The 18,621-nt window shown below is 74.7% G+C and carries 18 protein-coding genes and 1 pseudogene; 10 read left to right on the top strand and 9 right to left on the bottom strand.

The window, feature by feature from the left end; all coding sequences use genetic code 11:
- The first annotated feature begins 122 nt into the window (after positions 1–122).
- Positions 123–1,304 (top strand): alpha/beta hydrolase family protein, encoded by a 1,182-nt coding sequence (locus ACI1MP_RS35435; RefSeq protein WP_404870519.1) that lies wholly within the window; start codon positions 123–125, stop codon positions 1,302–1,304.
- On the opposite strand, the gene ACI1MP_RS35430 is transcribed toward ACI1MP_RS35435, so the two are convergent.
- Together ACI1MP_RS35430 and rox are read right to left on the bottom strand one after the other, a co-directional pair.
- Positions 1,301–2,866, bottom strand: coding sequence for an alpha/beta hydrolase (locus ACI1MP_RS35430; protein ID WP_404870518.1), 1,566 nt, complete (start codon positions 2,864–2,866; stop codon positions 1,301–1,303). The two genes, ACI1MP_RS35435 and ACI1MP_RS35430, sit on opposite strands and share 4 nt — an antisense overlap.
- A gap of 489 nt (positions 2,867–3,355) precedes the next feature.
- Positions 3,356–4,792, bottom strand: coding sequence for a rifampin monooxygenase (rox, locus tag ACI1MP_RS35425; protein WP_404870517.1), 1,437 nt, complete (start codon positions 4,790–4,792; stop codon positions 3,356–3,358).
- A 412-nt stretch (positions 4,793–5,204) separates the two neighbouring features.
- Between rox and ACI1MP_RS35420 the strand changes: the two genes are divergently transcribed.
- Positions 5,205–5,657, top strand: coding sequence for a hypothetical protein (locus ACI1MP_RS35420; protein ID WP_380333217.1), 453 nt, complete (start codon positions 5,205–5,207; stop codon positions 5,655–5,657).
- A gap of 246 nt (positions 5,658–5,903) precedes the next feature.
- Entirely contained in the window at positions 5,904–7,388 is a 1,485-nt protein-coding gene (locus ACI1MP_RS35415) for a SulP family inorganic anion transporter (RefSeq protein WP_404870516.1), read from the top strand.
- A 179-nt stretch (positions 7,389–7,567) separates the two neighbouring features.
- Here ACI1MP_RS35415 and ACI1MP_RS35410 read toward each other — a convergent pair whose 3' ends face one another.
- Positions 7,568–7,696 carry a hypothetical protein gene (locus tag ACI1MP_RS35410; protein ID WP_404870515.1) on the bottom strand — a complete coding sequence of 43 codons (129 nt, stop codon included), beginning with the start codon at positions 7,694–7,696 and terminating at the stop codon, positions 7,568–7,570.
- Positions 7,697–8,390: 694 nt separating this feature from the next.
- Between ACI1MP_RS35410 and ACI1MP_RS35405 the strand changes: the two genes are divergently transcribed.
- The 3 genes from ACI1MP_RS35405 to ACI1MP_RS35395 all read left to right on the top strand — a co-directional run bounded on the left by ACI1MP_RS35405 (position 8,391) and on the right by ACI1MP_RS35395 (position 10,928).
- Positions 8,391–8,624: a DUF6296 family protein gene (locus ACI1MP_RS35405; protein WP_043907810.1), complete on the top strand. Its 234-nt coding sequence runs from the start codon at positions 8,391–8,393 to the stop codon at positions 8,622–8,624.
- Between the two features lie 159 nt (positions 8,625–8,783).
- Positions 8,784–9,809, top strand: coding sequence for a hypothetical protein (locus ACI1MP_RS35400; RefSeq protein WP_404870514.1), 1,026 nt, complete (start codon positions 8,784–8,786; stop codon positions 9,807–9,809).
- A gap of 153 nt (positions 9,810–9,962) precedes the next feature.
- Positions 9,963–10,928, top strand: a complete 966-nt coding sequence (locus ACI1MP_RS35395) for a TIGR03557 family F420-dependent LLM class oxidoreductase (protein ID WP_404870513.1) — start codon at positions 9,963–9,965, stop codon at positions 10,926–10,928.
- An 87-nt stretch (positions 10,929–11,015) separates the two neighbouring features.
- Here the strand turns inward: ACI1MP_RS35395 and ACI1MP_RS35390 are convergent, their stop codons facing one another.
- Together ACI1MP_RS35390 and ACI1MP_RS35385 are read right to left on the bottom strand one after the other, a co-directional pair.
- On the bottom strand, positions 11,016–11,483 hold the full coding sequence (locus ACI1MP_RS35390) for an alpha/beta fold hydrolase (protein WP_404870512.1): 468 nt from the start codon (positions 11,481–11,483) through the stop codon (positions 11,016–11,018).
- A 22-nt stretch (positions 11,484–11,505) separates the two neighbouring features.
- A pseudogene (locus ACI1MP_RS35385) lies at positions 11,506–11,817 on the bottom strand (alpha/beta fold hydrolase); the annotation flags it as partial.
- A 200-nt stretch (positions 11,818–12,017) separates the two neighbouring features.
- Here ACI1MP_RS35385 and ACI1MP_RS35380 point away from each other — a divergent pair.
- Positions 12,018–12,689: a TetR/AcrR family transcriptional regulator gene (locus ACI1MP_RS35380; RefSeq protein ID WP_404870511.1), complete on the top strand. Its 672-nt coding sequence runs from the start codon at positions 12,018–12,020 to the stop codon at positions 12,687–12,689.
- Between the two features lie 45 nt (positions 12,690–12,734).
- On the opposite strand, the gene ACI1MP_RS35375 is transcribed toward ACI1MP_RS35380, so the two are convergent.
- Positions 12,735–13,301 (bottom strand): type 1 glutamine amidotransferase domain-containing protein, encoded by a 567-nt coding sequence (locus ACI1MP_RS35375; RefSeq protein ID WP_404870510.1) that lies wholly within the window; start codon positions 13,299–13,301, stop codon positions 12,735–12,737.
- 53 nt (positions 13,302–13,354) lie between these two features.
- Positions 13,355–13,930, bottom strand: a complete 576-nt coding sequence (locus ACI1MP_RS35370) for a hemerythrin domain-containing protein (protein WP_380333226.1) — start codon at positions 13,928–13,930, stop codon at positions 13,355–13,357.
- Between the two features lie 279 nt (positions 13,931–14,209).
- On the opposite strand from ACI1MP_RS35370, the gene ACI1MP_RS35365 reads away from it, so the two are divergent.
- The gene (locus ACI1MP_RS35365) at positions 14,210–14,623 is read left to right on the top strand and encodes a DUF3788 family protein (RefSeq protein ID WP_404870509.1); all 414 of its coding nucleotides are present in this window, start codon (positions 14,210–14,212) and stop codon (positions 14,621–14,623) included.
- A 131-nt stretch (positions 14,624–14,754) separates the two neighbouring features.
- Here ACI1MP_RS35365 and ACI1MP_RS35360 read toward each other — a convergent pair whose 3' ends face one another.
- Entirely contained in the window at positions 14,755–14,982 is a 228-nt protein-coding gene (locus ACI1MP_RS35360) for a DUF6213 family protein (RefSeq protein WP_152644837.1), read from the bottom strand.
- Positions 14,983–15,447: 465 nt separating this feature from the next.
- On the opposite strand from ACI1MP_RS35360, the gene ACI1MP_RS35355 reads away from it, so the two are divergent.
- The gene (locus ACI1MP_RS35355) at positions 15,448–16,605 is read left to right on the top strand and encodes an AI-2E family transporter (protein ID WP_404870508.1); all 1,158 of its coding nucleotides are present in this window, start codon (positions 15,448–15,450) and stop codon (positions 16,603–16,605) included.
- A gap of 473 nt (positions 16,606–17,078) precedes the next feature.
- Here ACI1MP_RS35355 and ACI1MP_RS35350 read toward each other — a convergent pair whose 3' ends face one another.
- A complete protein-coding gene (locus tag ACI1MP_RS35350) occupies positions 17,079–17,234 on the bottom strand; it encodes a hypothetical protein (RefSeq protein WP_380333230.1) in 156 nt (51 codons plus the stop codon).
- Between the two features lie 366 nt (positions 17,235–17,600).
- Here ACI1MP_RS35350 and ACI1MP_RS35345 point away from each other — a divergent pair, with 366 nt between their 5' ends.
- Positions 17,601–18,575, top strand: coding sequence for a GlxA family transcriptional regulator (locus tag ACI1MP_RS35345; protein WP_404870507.1), 975 nt, complete (start codon positions 17,601–17,603; stop codon positions 18,573–18,575).
- The last annotated feature ends 46 nt before the right edge of the window (positions 18,576–18,621 follow it).

Raw genomic sequence — 18,621 nt, 5'->3', positions numbered from 1 at the left:
CTCGACGATCCCGGCGAAGGGAACCTCGCGCCGGCGGGGACCTCAGGGTGTAGCCAGTACCACCCTCAAGACGGAAGCCTGCATGATCGAGCGTCAGGGCGGGGCCGGGCAGGATCGTGCCCATGAACACCACCTCGAACCGCAGGCGCCGTGTCGGCGCTGTCGCCATCCTGGGTCTCGCCGTATCAGTGGCCGCGACCGGCACCGGAATCGCCGCCACGCCCCCGCCGTCCACGGTGCACGCGACCGCCGTCACAGCTGCCGCGGCGCCGCAGCGGTCCTTCCAGGGCGCGCTCCCCGCGCCGACCGGCCCCTACGCCGCCGGCGAGGACGTCATCCACCTCACCGACGCGAGCCGTCCCGACCCGTGGGTGCCGTCGTCCGGCCCCCGCCAACTGACCGTCACGATGGTCTACCCGGCCGTCCCCGGGACGGGCACTCCGGCCCCTTACATGACCCTCGCCGAGGCGGCCGGAATCGTCCAGCGGCAGAATCTGCCGGCGAGCTCCGGCGTCACCCCGCAGACCCTTTCCGGCGTCACCACTCACGCCTTCGACGGCGCGCGGCCGCAACGCGGCAAGTATCCCCTGGTGGTCCTCTCACCCGCGTACGAGGACCCGCGCATGGTGCTCACCTCGCTCGCGACCGACCTGGCCAGTCACGGCTACGTCGTCGCGCTCGTCGGCCACACCTACGAGGACAGCGGCGAGACGCTGGCGAACGGCCAGACGCCGCCGTGCGCGATCTGCGACGCCCCGGCGACGCTCGACTTCGACTCCGTCGCCGCCGGCCGTGCGCTGGACGAGTCCTTCGTGATCGACCAGTTGACGCACGGCAATACCGCGTGGCCCCTGGCACACCTCATCGACAAGCACGAGATCGGCACGGCCGGACACTCCCTCGGCGGAGCGGCGGCCGCCGCCACGATGATCGCCGACCCACGAGTACGGGCCGGAGTGAACATGGACGGCTCCTTCCACCCGGACCCGACGCCCGGCCGGATCAACCGGCCGTTCCTCATGCTGGGTACGACCGCCAACACCGATTGGGAGCACCCCTGGGCCGCCCTCGGCGGCTACAAGAAGTGGCTGACGGTCGCCGGCGCCGACCACTTCAGCTTCAGCGACCTGGACCTGCTTCACGAGCAGGCCGGGTTCCCGACGCCGCCCCTCTCCCCGGAACGCGGGGTGGAGATCACCCGCGAGTACGTGACGGCGTTCTTCGACCGGACGCTGAAGGGGATCCCCAGTCCGCTGCTGGACGGCCCCTCGCCGAACAATCCGGAAGTGCTCTTCCAGCACTAGGGCCGGGCGGCCGGGCAGTCGGTGTCCTGAACGGGGAGAACACCGTCCAGGAGGTAGCGGTCGACGGCGGTGTCCACGCAGGCGTCGCGCGGCGCGAACAGGCCCGCGTAGACGGTGTGCCGGAAGGCGCCGCGCAGGGTCACCAGGCGGGAGCCGGTCAGCGCGCGGTGGGCGGAGAGCTGGCCGGGGTAGGTGGCGGCCGGGTCGCCGTCGGCGCCGACCAGCAGGACCGGCACGGCGTTGCGCACCAGGGTGGGCGGTTCGGCGGGCTCCGCCGGCCAGAAGGTGCACGGCGTGAGGTTGCGGGTGAGCGGGCCGAACAGCGGCTCGTCGGCGCGGTGGGCCTGGATGTCGCGGTAGTAGGCGAGCGGATCGCGTGAGGCGGCGCGGTCGGCGCACATGATCGCGGTCTGCACGGCGGCGTAGCCGCCCGCGTCGGGGGCCGTCAGGCCGCTCAGCACCGCTTCCAGCAGTGCGGTCGGCTCCGCCGGACGGCCCTCGGCGGCGTCGGCCAGGACGCGCACCAGCGCGGAGAACTCCTCGTGGGCGGCGTCGTCGTCCCCGGCCGCCACCGTCCACAGCACCTGCGGCAGGGCCCGGGCGTCGACCCGGTGGGTGCCGACCGCCAGCGGCGCGCGCCCGGCGGCCAGGCGCACCCGCTCGACCGCGGCCAGCACCTCGGCGGTGGTCGAGCCCAGGTGGTGGCGGTCGTCGTGGCGGGCCGCCCAGGCGGCCCACGCGGTGAGCGCGGCCGCCATCGCGGGACCCTGGGTGGCGGTCAGGTCGGGGCCGAAGCGGTCCGGGTCCATGGCCGCGTCGAAGACCGCCCGCCCCACGCGCCCGGGGAACAGCTGGAGGTAGACCTCGCCGAGGTAACTGCCGTAGGAGGAGCCGAGGTAAGCGATCGTCTTCTCGCCGAGGACGGCGCGCACCAGGTCCATGTCCCGGGCGGTGTTGCGGGTGGAGATGTGCGGCAGCAGCTCGCGGAACGGCGCGCAGCGGGCCGCGAGGCCCTTGGCGACCTCGGCGGACCGGTCGAAGGTCAGCCGGTCGGGGCCGGCCGAGCCGGGGCCGGCCGTGGGCCAGCCGCAGTCGAGGGGGGTGCTGGCGCCGACGAAGCGCGGGTCCATGCCGACGATGTCGTAGCGGGCGGCCAGGCCGGGCGCGGCCCGGCGCAGGGTGAGGGCGAGGTCGCGGGCGGGGACGCCGGGGCCGCCGGGGTTGTAGAACAGGGTGCCCAGGCGGCGGGCCTGGTCGGTGGCGGGCAGCCGGGCGAGGGCGACCCCGGTGGTCGGCCCGTCGGGGCGACGGTAGTCGAGGGGGACGGTGAGCTCGGTGCAGCCGGCGCCGGCGGCGTCGAGCTCGGCGCCGGCGGTGTCCTCCGGGCTGGTCGTGCAGGGGTGCCAGCGCGGCTGTTGGCCACGCAGCGCGGCGAGCGGATCGGCGGTGGCCGCCGCCGCGGGCGGGGGCGCGGTGACACCGGCCGCCGGTACGGCGGACGCGGTGAGGACGGTCAGGGCCAGCGCCGCAAGAGCGGCGGCCGGCTTGGCGGCGCGGATCACGGTGTTTCCCCTCGAGTGCCTGGGCGGGCCGTCGGGGCGACCGTAGGCGCCGTGGCGGCCGGGCGCGTCCACCACCGGTACCGGGCTCCCCCGCCGAATTGCCCCTACGCGTCTGCTACTTCAGGACCACCCCGGCCGGGACCGACACGCGGCGTACCGCCAGGTGGAGGTGGTTTCCGGACGAACGGCCTACCGATCGTCGTCGGCCGCGCTCCGGTGACCGCCAGGTGCTCGCTGCTGATCGGATGTCGGCCGACACCCAACCGGTTCAGGCTCCGTCACCGCCAACCCGGCGAGCGTTGTCGGTCAGAGCACTGGCCAGGCGCCGGCAGCGAGGCCTGCTCGTATCGGGCCCCGGCGTTGCCGCCGAGCTGCTTCTCCTGGGCCCGGAGGCGCCGGGCCAGTGGGGCGTTGGCGTCCTTCGAGCAGGCCATCCGGGAGTCTCGCGGGTCCGGGTCCCTCCTGGGAGGGCCGGGTGGTGACGACACGTCAGAGCAGGCCGGGCGGCTGCGGGGCGCCGAACCAGCGGGTCAGGGCGGTGGCCAACTCCGCCTGACTCTCGCCGAGCCAGGCCACGTGGCCGTCCGGACGCAGCAGGACCGCCGGGGCGGGCAACTCGGGGCAGGGGTCCACCAGGAGGTCGACGCGGTCGGACCAGCCGTCGGCCGAGAGCCGGCCCGTCCGGTCCAGCAGGAGGCCCCGGCCGGTGTGCATCCGGTCGTAGAGGCGGCCGTCGGCGAGGGCCACGTCCCGCTGGTGGCGGCCGAGTTGCTCCGGGCCCTCGCCGAAGTCGTAGCGGATGTCCAGCGCCGTGATGATGCCGGTGATGTGCCGGTTCACCTCGGGGACGTCCATCAGGCGGGTGAGCAGCGCGCGCAGCGCCGTCGGGCCCGGTTCGGTGCCGATCAGGGTGATTTGGGCCCGGGTGTTGTCCAGCACCGACGCGCCCACCGGGTGGCGCTCCGCGTGGTAGCTGTCCAGCAGATCGGTCGGGGCCCAGCCGTTGACCTCCGCGGCGAGCTTCCACCCCAGGTTGAACGCGTCCTGCACGCCCAGGTTGAGGCCCTGGCCGCCGGTCGGCGGATGGATGTGCGCAGCGTCGCCCGCGAGCAGCACCCGGCCCACCCGGTACCGCTCCGCCTGCCGCGTCGCATCGCCGAACCGGGACAGCCAACGCGGCGAGTGCACGCCGAAGTCGGTGCCCGCCACCGCGCGCAGCTGCCGCCGGAACTCCTCCAGCGTCGGCGCCGCCCGATCCTCCGACACGCCGTCGGCCGGCACCACCACCCGGTACTGCCCGTCGCCCTCCGGCTGCAGGCCGAACCGCACCTGGGTGCGCCGCACCCGCGCCACCACCTCGGCGATCCGCTCCGGATCCTCCGCTGCCGACATCTGCCCCAGCAGGGTCTCCACCGTCGCCGGCTCGCCCGGGAACGCCACACCCGCCAGCCGGCGCACCGTGCTGCGCCCGCCGTCGCAGCCCACCAGCCAGCGCGCCCGCAAGCGCGAGCCGTCCGCCAGTTCGACCTCGACGCCCTCCTCGTCCTGCGTCAGACCCACCACTTCGCGGCCGCGCTGCAGATTCACGCCCAACTCCTCGGCGCGCTCCTCCAGCAACCGCTCCGTCACCGGCTGCGGCGTCGCCAGGCCGTACGGATGGGCGGTGTCCATGCCCTCCGGCCAGTCCGCCAGCACGCCGCCGAACAATCCGCCGACCCGGTACTCCGAACTCACCGCCCGGAAACGCTCCAACAGACCACGCTGATCCATCACCTCCACACTGCGCGCGTGCAGACCCTGCCCACGGGACTCCCCGGTCGGCGCCGTCAACCGCTCAAGGACCACCACCTCCACCCCGTGCAGCCGCAGCTCGCACGCCAGCATCAGCCCGGTCGGCCCGCCGCCGACCACCAGCACGTCGATCATCAATCCTCCGAAATCGCCCAGCAAGTGATTTTCCGTCAGATCCGGCGCGTACTTCGCTTCCTGCGCTTCCCCGCCCTCGGTCGGACATTCTGCGACACCCGGGGGGCCTTGCCACAAGCCCCCCGTCGCGCTATAGCTTGAGAGTGGCAGGAGCGGCCCGACCGCCCTGCCGTTGCTGTTCCGGCCCGGTGTTCCGGCACCTCGGGGCGACGGCACGGCAGCGCGACGGCGCGCCGCCCCGAATGCGGCGTGTGCGCGGCGTGTGCGCGGCCGGGAACCGGACAAAACCGTGGCCGAGATCCCGGCGGACCGCCCGCAGCCGCACACTCACGGTGACTGTGCGGATACGATGACGGCACATCAAGTCCGACGGTGGGGAGCCGGGTTCGGACGCGAGCCGGGGAGGGCGGGGATGCGCAGAGCCGTGCTGCCGAAGTGGCTGCTGCTCGCCACCCTCGTCGCGACCCTGATCGCGGCACTGATCCCCGGCCTGACGGCCGACCGGTTCGCGGACGGCCCCGGGGCGACCCCCCGGCCCGCCCTCGCCGTCGGCCCCGTCGCCGGCGGGGCCGTCGAGAGCGTCGCCCTAGCGGTCGCCCCGGCGGTCGCCCCGACGATCGGCAGTACGGGCGGCGCGGCGGAGGAGGAGCCGGAGGGCGCCGACCGCGGACGCGGCTCCACCGCTCCCACCGCACCCCTTCGCCGCGACGTCCGGACGGCCGGGACGGCGACCCGGTCAGCGGCTCGCTCGGCAGTGCGCGCGGACGGCCCGACGGCCCCGCGCACCCCGCCCGATACCGCCGGCCGACCCGCACCGGCCGCCCGCCCGGCCGGGCCCGCCGAACTCCAGGTGTTCCGCTGCTGAGCCGGAGCCGCCGCGCCCGGACCTGACACTCCGTCACCGACCCGCATCCCGCCGGGCCGCACCGCGCCACCCCGCGTCGCGCCGCCCGCCGCCCTGCCCCCACGCCCGCGTCTGCCCTGCCCTCACGCCCGCGCCTGCCCAGGCCCGCGCCCGCCCTCGCCCGGCCGTCCGTCGGCGTGCCCGCCGGGCGGGACGTGCCCCCGCGCCACCGGAAGTCCCCGTCACTGCTACACCCGAGGACCCGCCATGCCCTGGAACTCCGCCCGGGTGCGCGCCGCGCTGCGCACCGACCTGCCCGCCTCCATCACCGTCTTCCTCGTCGCCGTCCCGCTCTGCGTCGGCGTCTCCGTCGCCTCCGGTGCGCCCGCCGAACTCGGCCTGGTCACCGGCATCGTGGGCGGCCTGGTGGCCGGCGCGCTGCCCGGCAGCAGCCTGCAGGTCAGCGGGCCCGCCGCCGGACTGACCGTGCTGGTCCACTCCGCCGTCACCGCCTACGGGCTGCCCGCGCTCGGCATGGTGGTGCTGACCGCCGGCCTGGTGCAGGTGCTGCTCGCGGTGCTGCGCCTGGGGCGCTGGTTCCGGGCCGTCTCCGCCGCCGTGGTGGAGGGGATGCTCACCGGTATCGGCATCGTGCTGATCGCCTCGCAGTCCTACGTGCTGCTGGACCGGAAGGCCGGCGGGGAAGCGCTTTCCAACCTGGTCGGAATCCCCGCCGCCGCCGTCCGCGCGGTCGACACGGCGGCCGGTGGCGCATCGCTCGCCGTCGGTGCGGGGGTGGTCGCGGTGCTGGTCCTGTGGAAGTACGTGCCGCGACGACTCGCGCTGCTGCCCGGCCCGCTGGTCGCCGTGGTGCTCGCCGCGGCCGCCGTCCGACTGCTGGACCTGCCGGTGGCAACCGTCCGGGTCGACGGCCTGCTGGACACCCTGCAGCCGCCCGGCGTCGAGCAACTCGCACTGCTGCTGCGGCCCGAAGTGTGGGGCACCGTACTGGCGTTCGCGCTGATCGCGTCCGCCGAGAGCCTGTTCAGCGCGTCCGCCGTCGACCACATGCACGCCGGGCCGCGCACCGCCTACAACCGGGAACTGCTCGCCCAGGGCGTCGGCAACGCGGTGGCCGGAGCGCTCGGCGCGCTGCCGATGACCGCGGTGATCGTCCGCAGCGCCGCCAACGTCCAGGCGGGCGCCCGCACCAAGGCCGCGCGGATCCTGCACGGCGTCTGGCTGCTGCTGTTCGCACTGGTGCTGCCCGGGCTGCTGGACCTGGTGCCGCTGGCCGCGCTCGCCGGTCTGCTGGTGCACGCGGGCGGCAAGCTCGTCGCGCCGCGGGCCCGGTGGCGGCTGTGGCGCTCCGACCGCTCCGAAGCGCTCGTGCTGCTCGCCACCGCGATCGGCATCGTCACCACCAACCTGCTGGAGGGCGTGGCCATCGGACTGGTCGCCGCGCTCGCCAAGACCGCCTGGGACGTCACCCACATCCGCCTGCACGTCGAACAGTCCGCCGCCGGCACGGTCGTCCGGGTGCACGGGAACGCCACCTTCGTCAAACTCCCCACCCTGGTCGACCGCTTGGAGGACGTCACCCCGACCGGCCCCGTGGAGCTCGACCTGTCCGCCCTCACCCACCTCGACACCGCCTGCCGCCAGGCCCTCACCGCCTGGGCCGACCAGCACCGCCGACGAGGTGTCGCCGTCACCGTGACGCCGGAGCACGAGCTGGTCAAGTCGACCTGACGGGGCATCGATTCAGTTGTCCGGCACCGCCGTTGGCCGGGAACCCGGCCGGCGGCGGTGCCGGTTCCCGGCTCGGCGCTCGGGACTTTTTCTGCCGGCCTGTCGAGAGGGGAGCGTGCCTCCTTCATCAGTGCGATGACCACCGCCCCGGGCGCGGGCGTCGGTCGGGTTCGCGCGAATCAGCTGTGCGCGCCTCGGCGGCGGCGCAGGGCCATCAGGATTTCGGCGCCGAGCACCAGGATCGAGGCACCGCCGACGGCGATCCGCACCGTGTCGCCTGCGCCGGTCTCGGCGAGCTCGGCGCCCATGTGGGCGGCCTGCGTGGTGCACGGTGAAGTCGTGGGACGCATATCCGACGAACTGCGTGCAGACCCCGGTGCCGTTCCGGTTGGCCGCAGGCTTCTGCTCGGCCGGGTCCGATGGGTGGATCCTGCTGGTGGAGCTGAGCCGGGTCGACGGTCCGGGCCGCCTCGCATCCGTGACGGGGCACGAGCGGTACGCGCGGTATCGGGACGACTCCACGGTGTCGGCGGCGATCGGAGAACATAACGCCGCCCAGATCGGCCGGGTGGCGGCGCGGCTGCCCAGGGCCGAGGCCGAGGCCGCGGTGAAGGCGTGGGAGCGTGACGAGGTGGGCGGGCGTGCCACCGAGACCAACGAGCAGTACAGCGGGACCGGGCAGCCGAGTTGGCCTTTGTCGGCCTCGCGATCTCGATCGCGGCCGCCGGGAGGGCGAGGAAGTCGTGATCGACCTCGATATCGCCTCCGCCCGACCGGCAACCCGCGATCGCGGATCTCCGCGCCGTCGAAGTGCTGAACAGCGATCGAGGACAAGGGAGTTCGCGCGAAGGCCGGTGACGGTTGGCCCGGACCGGACCCCGGCGTGTCGTCGGGCTTCGGCGGCGGGTGGTTGGGCGGAACACCGCAGGGGTATGCGCCGAGTACGGGGCCAGACGGGGATGTGGTCGCGGCCCCCGGATCAGCAGGCGCCGAGGTGGAGCGATGGACAGCCCGCACGGTTACCGTGTCGCGGTTCCCGGCCGTCCCGGTTCGCATGCCCCGCAGATCACCGTGGTGGTGTACCGCACGGACGAGATCACGCCCGAGGGGTTGGCCGTGTATCTGGGCGAGGGTGGCCTGCGGGTCGTCGTGCACGGCTCGGTGGCCCGCTTCCTGGAGCCGTACCCGGACGGGCTGTGCCATCCCTGCGGCTACGCGTACCCGCTCGGCGGTTGACGGCCCCTCAGGAACCGGCCGCCGGTGAGTACGGTGACAGCCGGTGGTTCGGGTGGCGACGGGGGTGGCGGGGTGTACGGGCGGTGGTGGAGGCCGGACGCGGAGCGGGGCCGGTGGGCGGTGGATCCGTTGGTCGGGGTCGGGCCGTTGCGGTTCGGGATGACCGGTGACGAGGTCCAGGAGGCGATCGGCGCGCCCGGTCCGGTCGGCGCGGTGGACGAGATGCGCGCGCCGTGGTGGAAGTTCCATGACGCGGCCGGCGTGAGCGTCATCTACGACCTGGGTTTTCGGCTGGTCGGCGTCGCCGTGGACGCGATCTCCGGCCCGTTGGTGCGGCTCGGCGAGGTCGACCTGGTCGGCCGGGTGCCCTCGCAGGTCGGCGCGGAGGTCCGTCGGCTCGCCGCGCGCGAGGGCGTCGCGGTGCGGACCAACCCGGTCGGCGACCCGGAGGTCGCGGCCTGGGGCCTGTCGATGGGTGCCGCCCAGGCCTGGGGGCCGGGACCGCACGGATATCCGCAGCGCGGCGAGGCCCAACTCTCCGAGGTGCTGCTGGTCGCACCCGAACTCGCTGCGGATCCGTACGCGGCCGAACCCGTTCGGCGCTGGCGCGACCTGGTGGACCGGCCCGCGAACCCGGGTGCCTGGCCGGTCGCCGCCGAGCTGCAGCGGCCGCGGTGGAACTGGACGCCCGGCGCGAGCGTCGGGCTGTTGCGCTTCGGGATGAGCCCCGAGCAGGTGTCGCGGGCCCTCGGCGCCGCCACGCCGACGCTGCGCCGCGGGCACCCGCACTGGACGAACCGGCCCTACCGGGCCTGGCCGCACCAGACGGAGCCGCCCGGGCCTGTTCGGTGGTCGCTCGCGGAGGAGCACTACGCGGACCTCGGGGTGACCGCCGAATACCGGTGCCGCAGGGCCGGATTCCCCGTCCTGGGGGCGGTGACGGTGGCGGGGCGCACCGGCCCGCAGCTGCACTTCGCCGGCATCCCGCTGGTCGGCCGCCCGCTCACCGAGGTCGAGGCCGACCTGACCCGCCACGCCGGCGAACGCGACCTCGGCCTGCTGTACGACAGCGAGGACGAGTTCGGCCCGCAGGACGCCCACCTGTACGTGCTGCCCGTCCGGGCCGGCGACCGGACGATCAGCGGCGTCCGCCTGTTCGAACCGGACTGGAACCACCGGCGCTGACGCCCGTGCCGCCCGAGGGCTGCTGCGAACGGCGGGAAAACGGGCGGATCCGGGTGCGAACCACCGCGGTGCGGGCACACGCGCAAGCTGCGAACGGCGGGAAAACGGGCGGATCCGGGTGCGAACCACCGCGGTGCGGGCACACGCGCAAGCATGGTGCGAATCGGATACACGATGATGACGGAGCAGCGCCGGCCGACCGATCTGGTCGAGGACGTGGTGCGCGCGGAGCGGGCCGGGTTCGACTTCTCGGTGACCTCCGACCACTACTTCCCGTGGCTGGACGAACAGGGCCACGCCCCGAACGCCTGGGTGGTGCTCGGCGCGGCCGCCAGGGCCACCGACGCGCTGCCGCTGATGACGTACGTCACCTGCCCGACCTTCCGCTACCACCCGGTGGTGGTGGCGCAGCAGGCCGCGACCCTGCAGCAGCTCTCCGGCGGCCGGTTCCGGCTCGGCCTGGGCAGCGGCGAGAACCTCAACGAGCATGTGGTGGGCCGGGGTTGGCCCGCTCCTGCGGTGCGGCAGGAGATGCTGGCGGAGGCGATGGAGATCATCCGGGCGCTGTTCGGCGGCGGATACGTCACCCACCACGGGCAGCACTTCCGGGTGGACCGCGCGAAGATCTGGGACCTGCCCGACCCGCCCCCGCCGATCGGCGTCGCCGTCTCCGGCCCGGCCTCCTGCGCGCTCGCCGGCCGCCTCGCCGACCTGGTGATCGCCGTCGAACCGCAGCGGTCCCTGCTGACCGGTTTCGCCGAGCACGGCGGTGCCGGAAAGCCCGCCGTCGGCCAGGTCCCGATCTGCTTCGACCGTGACCGCGACGCCGCCGTCGCCCGCGCCCACCAGCAGTTCCGCTGGTTCGGCGGCGGCTGGAAGGTCAACGCCGAGCTCCCCGGCACCGCCGCGTTCGCCGCCGCCGGCCGGTTCGTCCGCCCCGAGGACGTCGCCGCGGTCATCCCCTGCGGCGGCCGGACCGAGGACTTCGTCGCCGCCGTCCGCCCGTTCGCGGCGGCCGGGTTCGACGAGGTGGCGTTGATCCAGATCGGCGGCGAGAGCCAACCCGCCTACCTGGACTGGGCGGAGCGCGAGCTGCTGCCCGCGCTCCGCGAGATCTGACGGAGTCTCGGAGCGGCGGACTCGCGTCGCACCAGGGCTTCTGCGGGTTCCACAACGAGTCTGATGCGAACGGTGATTGACGATGCGTCAGCTTCCCATGGCGTGAGCGTGAAGCTGGTCCGCGTACGGTGCCCAGTGCTCGCGGGTGAGCAGGTGGCCCGCGCCCGGCATGACGCGCAGGCGGGCGTTCGGGGCGGCGGCGGCCAGGGCCCGGGCGGCGGACGGGCGGATCAGCGGGTCGCGTTCGGCGTGCAGGGCGAGGGTGGGTGCGGCGATCCGGGCCAGGGGGCCGCCGGACCACTTGGCGCCGATCTGTCGGCTCTGCGCCTGGGCGTCGCGGAAGCTCGCGACGTCGTGCGCGGCCTCCCGGTCGACGAACTCCCAGACGTCCTCGGGCCCGACGGCGCGTTCGGGGGCGGCGAGGATGCGGGCGATCGCCACCGCGAGTGCGAGGTTGCCCTCGGGGGTGTCCGGGAAGTGCAGGCGACCCATCCGCAGCACCGGCCCCGGGCGGACGTGGCGCAGGGCGTCGAGCGGACCGGCGTCGCTGGGCATCGCCGAGGGACGAGGTGAGGGTGCTCACCCGTTCCGGGTGGCGGATCGCCACTCGCTGGGCGACCAGTCCGCCCAGCGAGTGGCCGAACAGGTGGGCGCACGGCCAGCCCAGTGCGTCCAGCACGGCGACGGCGTCGTCCGCCAGGTCCTCGGCCCGGTACGCGGGTGCGGTGCGGCGCAGCAGTGCGGAGACGGGGTGTCCGGCCGGCGGGGCGGTGACCCGGCCCGACTCGCCGGCGTCGCGCTGGTCGTAGGCGGCCACGTGGAAGCCGCGCGCGACCAGTTCGCGCACCAGCCCGTCCGGCCACCAGAACCGGGAGGTGCCGAGTCCCATCACCAGCAGCAGCGGCTCGCCGCCCGCCCCGCCGAGGTCTTCGTAGGCGAGCGGCACCTCGCCGTTGTGCGTGAAGCGCGTGGTCGTCATCCGGGTCCTCCGCGAGCTCGGGCCGCACCGCGCGCAGAGAATGCGTACGGCGTTCGCGAACACCGTACGCGATGGATAGGCTGGTCGCCACACCCACTCCGGAGGCGCATGTGACGCAGCGGCAGGACGGCCCGATCTGGCTCCGGCCCGAACAGGCCAGGGCCGGGCGCCCGGCCGAACGCAGCCGGGCCGAGATCACTGCGGCCGCCGTCGAACTCGCCGACCGCGAAGGCCTCGACGCGGTCTCGATGCGCCGCGTCGCCACCGCACTGGGCACCGGCGCCGCCTCGCTCTACCGGTACGTCGCCACCCGCGACGAGCTGCTCGACCTGATGACCGACAGCGTCGCCGCCGAGTACGACCTCCCCGCGCCCAGCGGCGACTGGCCGGCCGACCTGCTCACCGTCGCCCGCCAGGCCCGACAGATCATGCGACGCCACCCCTGGCTGCCCGCCCGGGTCATCGGCCGCCCCACGCTCGGCCCGCACGGCGCCGACCTGCTCGAACACGTCCTCACCGTGCTCGCCGACCACCCCGCCGCGCCCGCCCGCAAGGTCGAGGCGTTCGCCCTGCTCGGCGGCCTCACCGCACTGTTCGCGCAGAACGAGGCGTCCGCCGCCGACGAGGATGCCGCGCACCGCACTGCCTACCTGCGCCGCCTCGCCGAGGACGGCGGGCACCCGCGGATCGCCGCACTCTTCACCCCCGGGGGTCCGGCCGCTGCGCCGGGCGACCCGTTCGAGGACGTGCTCGTGCGGGCACTGGCGGGCGTGCTCGGCTGAGCAGCGGGCCGCCCGTCCGAGGCCTGAGCGCCCCCGGGTGGCGGCTCAGGCCTCGGCCGGGCGGCCCGCGAAGGCGTCCACCAGGGCGCGCTCGAACGCCGGCAGGTCGGCCGGCCTGCGGCTGGACACCAGCGTGTTGGGGCCGTCCACGCAGATCACCACTTCCCGGTCCACCCAGTTCGCGCCGGCGTTCAGCAGATCGGTGCGCAGGCTCGGCCAGGACGTCAGGGTGCGACCGACCACCGCACCGGCCTCGATCAGCGTCCACGGCCCGTGGCAGATCACCGCGACGGGCTTGCCGCGCGCGAAGAACCCGCCGACGAAGTCCACGGCGTGCCGGTCGATGCGCAGGAAGTCCGGATTCGCCACGCCTCCCGGCAGCACCAGCGCGTCGAAGTCGGCGGCCGAGGTGTCCGCGGCGACCGCGTCCACCGTGAACGCGTCCGCCCGCTCCAGATGGTGGAACGCCCGGATCCGCCCCGGCTTCGTCGACACCAGCCGCGGTGTCCCGCCGTGGTCCACGACCGTCTGCCAGGGCGAGGTCAGCTCGACCTGCTCCGTCCCCTTGGGCGCCGCCAGGAAAGCGACGGTGACGCCGTTCAGCTCGTTCATCCCGACCCTCCGCTCCCGGCCCTCAGGGTCCCCCCACCCCGGAGGCTCCGGCGTCAGCTCTCGCGGGTGTCGCCGAAGCGGAAGCGGCGGTGCATGCGTTCGTGCCAGGTCAGTTCGGGTGCGACGAGGTCGTCCGGAGGCAGGGTCTCGTGCGGTCCGGCGGGGCCGGGGTGGGGCGAGGCGGTGCGTTCGGTCTCGCGGGCCTGCTCGCCCAGCACCGTCAGCCGGGGCGGGGCGGCGCTCGCGCGGACGGTCGGGAACAGTTGGGCCTCCTCCAGCCCGAAGTGTCCCGTCGCCTCCTCGATCAGCCGGGCCAGCAGCCGGTCGAACTCGGTCGAGCCGGCCGCCGTCGTCTCCAGCTCGCGCACCAACCCGTACAGCGCCGTGTGCGTCTGCAGGCCGTGGGCCACCGCGTCGTCGTGGGGCGGGCGACCGTCACGGGCGAGCGGGTACAGGTACTCGTCCTCCGCCGCCAGGTGCCGCACCAGCGTGTCGGCGGTGAGGGACGCCAGCCGGTCCCGACGCGGATCGCCCAGTGGCAGACCCGCCAGTTCGCTGAAGCGCACTCGCAGCACCTCATGGTCGGTCGTCAGCTGTTCCAACAGGTCCAGCCCCTGTTCGGTCGCCATCGTCACGCACCTCTTCGTCCGCGGTCCCACCCCCTCCCCGGCGCGCTTGCCCGACTCCGTGAACCGGAAACCGGGCTGCTCCGGCGGCCTGCGGAAAGCGGTTTCCGATTCCCCGCCGCCGACGAGCGGCACAGCCGTCCCCGCGGTGGCCCGGGGCAAGGTCGGTAAGCGCTTTCCGCTTCTGGTGCGACGCCGGTGTCGGCCCTTCTCGCGTCACCGGGCGCCCGGCGTCCGCGTGCCCCGCCCTCGGACCGTCCCGACCAGGGCTGGCCTCGCAGCGTGGCGAATCCGTTCGTGGACCCCGAGGTCGAGCCGCCCCCCGACCTGGTCGCCGATGCGCTGGGCCCGGCGGTCGAGGGCTGGGACGCGTTGATGCGGGAGCTGGCGGAGGCCGGGGTCGAGGCGCCATGGCGGTGGTTCCGCGACGGCGGATGGCTGGTCAAGGCTGCCGATCGGGCACGGACCGTCGCCTGGATCGCGGTCGACGGCAACGCCACGACCTGCAACTTCCTGTTCGCCGAGCGCCTCCGTGGCGCCGTCGCCACGCTGCCGGGCCTCACCCCGGACCTGGCGCGGAAGATCCGGGACGAGCCCCTTCGCGGCAAGCTCCTCCCCGTCGCGTTCACCGTCAGGACCCGGGCGGACGTCGACCGCCTGAGACCGGTCCTGAAAGCGCGCATCAACCTCCGGTAGTCCGACCGACACCCGTTGTGCCTGTAGCACGGGTGTGCCACGTCGGCATGCCGCACCGGCCGGGACGGGGCGATGTGCGGAGCCCGGTCGACCGCCGGTGCGGTGGTGCGGCGGTTCGGCGGTTCGGCGGTTCAGGCCGTGCTGGCGATCTCGATGCAGGCCAGGTCGATCTGGTCGGCGAGCTGGCGAACCAGGTCGGCGAGCACCGCGGTGGTCACCGGGTCGAGCCTGTTGTCGTCGCGGTCCGCCCACTCCTGCCACTCCTTGGGCAGCGCCCGCAGCAGCTCGACCACCTGCTGGGCGGGAATGGCCAGATCACCGGAGAGCCCGCAGATCACCGGAACGCTGAGTCTTCCCATGGTGTCCACCTCCTTCTGCCTGGCGTTTCTGCTTCTCTGCTCATTCGGACGTCTGCCCGGGAGCGGACGGCGGAAACGACCTCCGGTCCGGACCGCCCGGGGGCGGCGGGCGGAGAGGCGGTTGTGGGCCGATCCGGGGACGCAGCGAGTGGCGTCGCGGCCGGAAGCAGGCGGTTGTGCGTTCATGGGCCACGCCCGAGTTGCGAGTGCCGTCGGGAGAACGACACAGGAGAGTGGGCCGGGAGGAGGTGGAACCGGGATGGGCGCCGACAGGCACGGAGGACGGCGGGGTGCGGCCCGGGCGGGCTCGGGGGACGGGGTCGGCCTGTGCCGTCCGAGCCGGTACGGCCCCGGGCGGTGGGTGACGGGGCGGGCGGGAGGCCCGGGGAGTCCTGCCGTGCGCGGGCGGGCCCGGCAAGGCGCGGGGCGGGTCGGGCAGGCGCGGCAGCGGGAGGTGAGGCGCTGATGTCCGAACGCACGGACGGACGGCGGGACGACCGGGTTCGCGCGCCGCTCGGCAGTCGGCCGGCCGGGCCGCGGCGGCGGGCGGCGCTCGCGCGCGGCACCGGCGTGCCCGTCCGGCGGACCGGGCTGGAACGGGTGGCCGGACGGGCGTGGCGGCTGCTCGCCGTCGCGGTCGCCGGGTACGCCGGGTACCTGATCGTCAGCCGACTGCTGCTGCCGGTGGTGGCGGTGTTCGTCGCGCTGGTCGTCACCGCGGTGCTGCGCCCGGCCGTCGACCTGCTGGCCCGTCGGATGCCGCGTGCGCTCGCGGTGCTGCTCACCGTGCTGGGTGCGCTGGTGGTGCTCGCCGGGCTGGCGGCACTGCTCGCGGCGGTGGTCAGGTCGCAGTCCGGGCAGCTCGGCGGGCAGGTGCGCGGCGGGTTGGACCAGCTGGAGCGCTGGCTGGAGGGCCCGCCGTTCCACGCCCGGGCCGGCACCCTCGGCGACCTGCGGCAGCGGCTCGGCCAGCTGATCAGCACCCACCGGCAGACCGTACTGTCCACGGCCGTGACCGGCGCGGGCTGGGTGGTGGAGGCGGCGGCCGCCGGTGCGCTGGCGCTGTTCTGCGCGGTGTTCTTCGCGCACTCGGGGGAGCGGATGTGGAGCTGGGGGACGTCCCTGCTGCCCACCCGCGCCGGCTCCGTGTGGCAGCGGGCCGGCCAGGCCGCGTGGCGCACCTTCGCCGGCTACACCCGCGGCCTGTTCCTGGTCGCGGGCACCAACGCCGTCGTGGTCGGCGTCGCGCTGGCCGTGCTCGGTGTGCCGCTCGCCGTGCCGCTGGCCTTCCTGGAGTTCGTGGCGGCGCTGATCCCGCTGATCGGCTCACCGATCGCCCTGGCCGTGGCCTCGCTGGTCGCGCTCGCCACCCGGGGGCCGGTGACCGCGCTGGTGGTGCTCGTCCTGATCGTGGTGGTCGGACAGTTGGAGGGCCACGTCCTGCACCCGCTGGTGATGGGCTGGGCAGTGCGCCTGCACCCCGTCGCGATCGCCCTGGCGGTCGCCATCGGCGGCACCCTCGGCGGGATCGTCGGCGCGGCGGTCGCGGTGCCGGTGCTGTCGGTCGGGTGGGCGGTGTTCCGCGAGCTGCACGCACCGGGGGGCGGGTCGGGCGGCGGCTGAGGGGCGCGCGACATGCGGTCGCGCGCGCCGGGCGCGCAGAAACGGGTCGGACGAGAGCCAGGCGCGCGAAGTCGGCCCACACTTGCGTCCGGCTAGTGAACCACCGGCCCACACCTGCGCCCGGCTAGTGAACCACCGGCCCACGCATGCGCCCGGCGAGTGAACCATCGGGGCGGCCCGCGCGGTCGCGCGTTCGACGTCGACCCGTAGTTCGGACGGCAGTTGGGGCTCCCCGGGCGTGTGAGCCGTGCCGTCCGCCGTGCTCACCGCCACGCGTCATGCCGCCCCGGACCCGCCTCCGCCCGTCCCGGTGGCGCCCGCGCCGCCCGCGGTGCCCGCGGTGCCGGGTGCGGGTCGGCGCAGCGGCGCGCCCGTCTCCGGGTTCCCGCAGAGAGCGCACAGCGCCGTCCAGGCCATCGCACGGAGTCGGTACGCGGCCCGCCGCGCCGAGGCAGCCGGGCCCCTCGCGGCGCTCACCGGACACCGGCCCCGGTGCGGGCGGGCACGGGGTCCAGCACCTGGTGGCCGAACTGCCGCAGTGCCTTCCACCGGGCGAGGGTGTGCGGGTACGGGGTGTTCACCAGGGCGCCGTCCACGTCGAACAGCGCGGCCGCGGCGTCCGCTGCCATGGCGTTTCCTCCTCAGGACGGTCCCGGGTCCCGCCGGAGCTGCCCCGGCGTTTCGGCCCGTCTACCCCCAACGCCCGCCCGCACACTCACTGTTGCGCCGAAGCCGTTTCCGGGCCCGGCACCGCGAACGGACCCGAGCGCGGAAGGGGGTCGCAGGACGATGCCCGAGAACGGCCGGGGCTGCCCGCACCGACCGCCGGCCCGGTCCGGCTCCGGTTGCTGAACGTCGCCATCGGCGCCACGGCGGCCCGGGCTGATCCTCGGTGGGGCCGCCGTCACGCCGCTCACCCGCGAGGCGCGGGCATGGCCCGATCTGACAGAGCCTGGTCATTGCGGCCATGCCTGCCCGGGCGGAAGGATCGAGGCATGCCTGCACCGCACCGTGTCGTGATCGTCGCGTTCCCCGGCATCGAAGTGCTCGACGTCACCGGGCCGGCCGAGGTGTTCTCGGTCGCCTCGCGGGTCGGGGGCGGCGACCGGCCGGGGTACCTGGTGCGGGTCGCGACGGTGGACGGCGGGCCGGTGACCACCTCCAGCGGGGTCCGGCTGATGGCGGACCTGGCGTTCGACGAGGTGGCCGATCCGGTCGACACCCTGCTGGTGTCGGGCGCGATCGAGCTCGTCGACGGCGAGGTGCGGCCCGTGATCGACCACGACGTCACCGAGTGGCTGCGTGGTGCCGCGCCACGGGCCGGGCGGACCGGGTCGATCTGTGCCGGGGCGCACCTGCTGGCTGCCGCCGGGCTGTTGGAGGGCCGGCCCGCCACGACGCACTGGCTGACCGCGGACCGGCTGGCCGCCGAGTACCCCGGTGTCCGGGTCGACCCCGACCCGATCTTCATCCGGGACGGACGGCTGTGGACCTGCGCCGGCATCACCTCGGGGATGGACATGGCGCTGGCCATGGTCGCCGAGGACCACGGCCAGGACCTCGCGCTGATGACCGCCCGGACGATGGTGATGTACGTCAAACGCTCCGGCGGACAGAGCCAGTTCAGCGTGCCGCTCTCGGTCCGGACCGCTTCGGACGACCGGGTCGACGAGCTGCGCCGGTGGATCGCCGAGCACCTCACCGAGGACCTGTCCCTCGAAGCCCTGGCGGCCCGCCTCCACGTGAGCACGCGTCACTTCACCCGGCTGTTCCACCGGCGCACCGCCATGACGCCCGGCGCCTATGTGGAGGCGGCCCGGCTGGAGGCCGCCCGGCGGCTGCTGGAGGACAGCGACTTCAGCCTGCCCGAGGTCGCCGCCGCCAGTGGCCTCGGCTCCGTGGAGACCCTGCACCGCGTGTTCCGGCGCAGGCTCGGAACCACCCCGGCCGAATACCGCCGCCGCTTCTGACGTTCTGTCAGCCCCGCCGTCCACCGGCAGTCCGTGCTCGCGCGCA

Source organism: Kitasatospora griseola, assembly GCF_044999035.1.
GTDB lineage: Bacteria > Actinomycetota > Actinomycetes > Streptomycetales > Streptomycetaceae > Kitasatospora > Kitasatospora griseola.
This window is presented reverse-complemented; position numbering and strand designations above follow the sequence as displayed.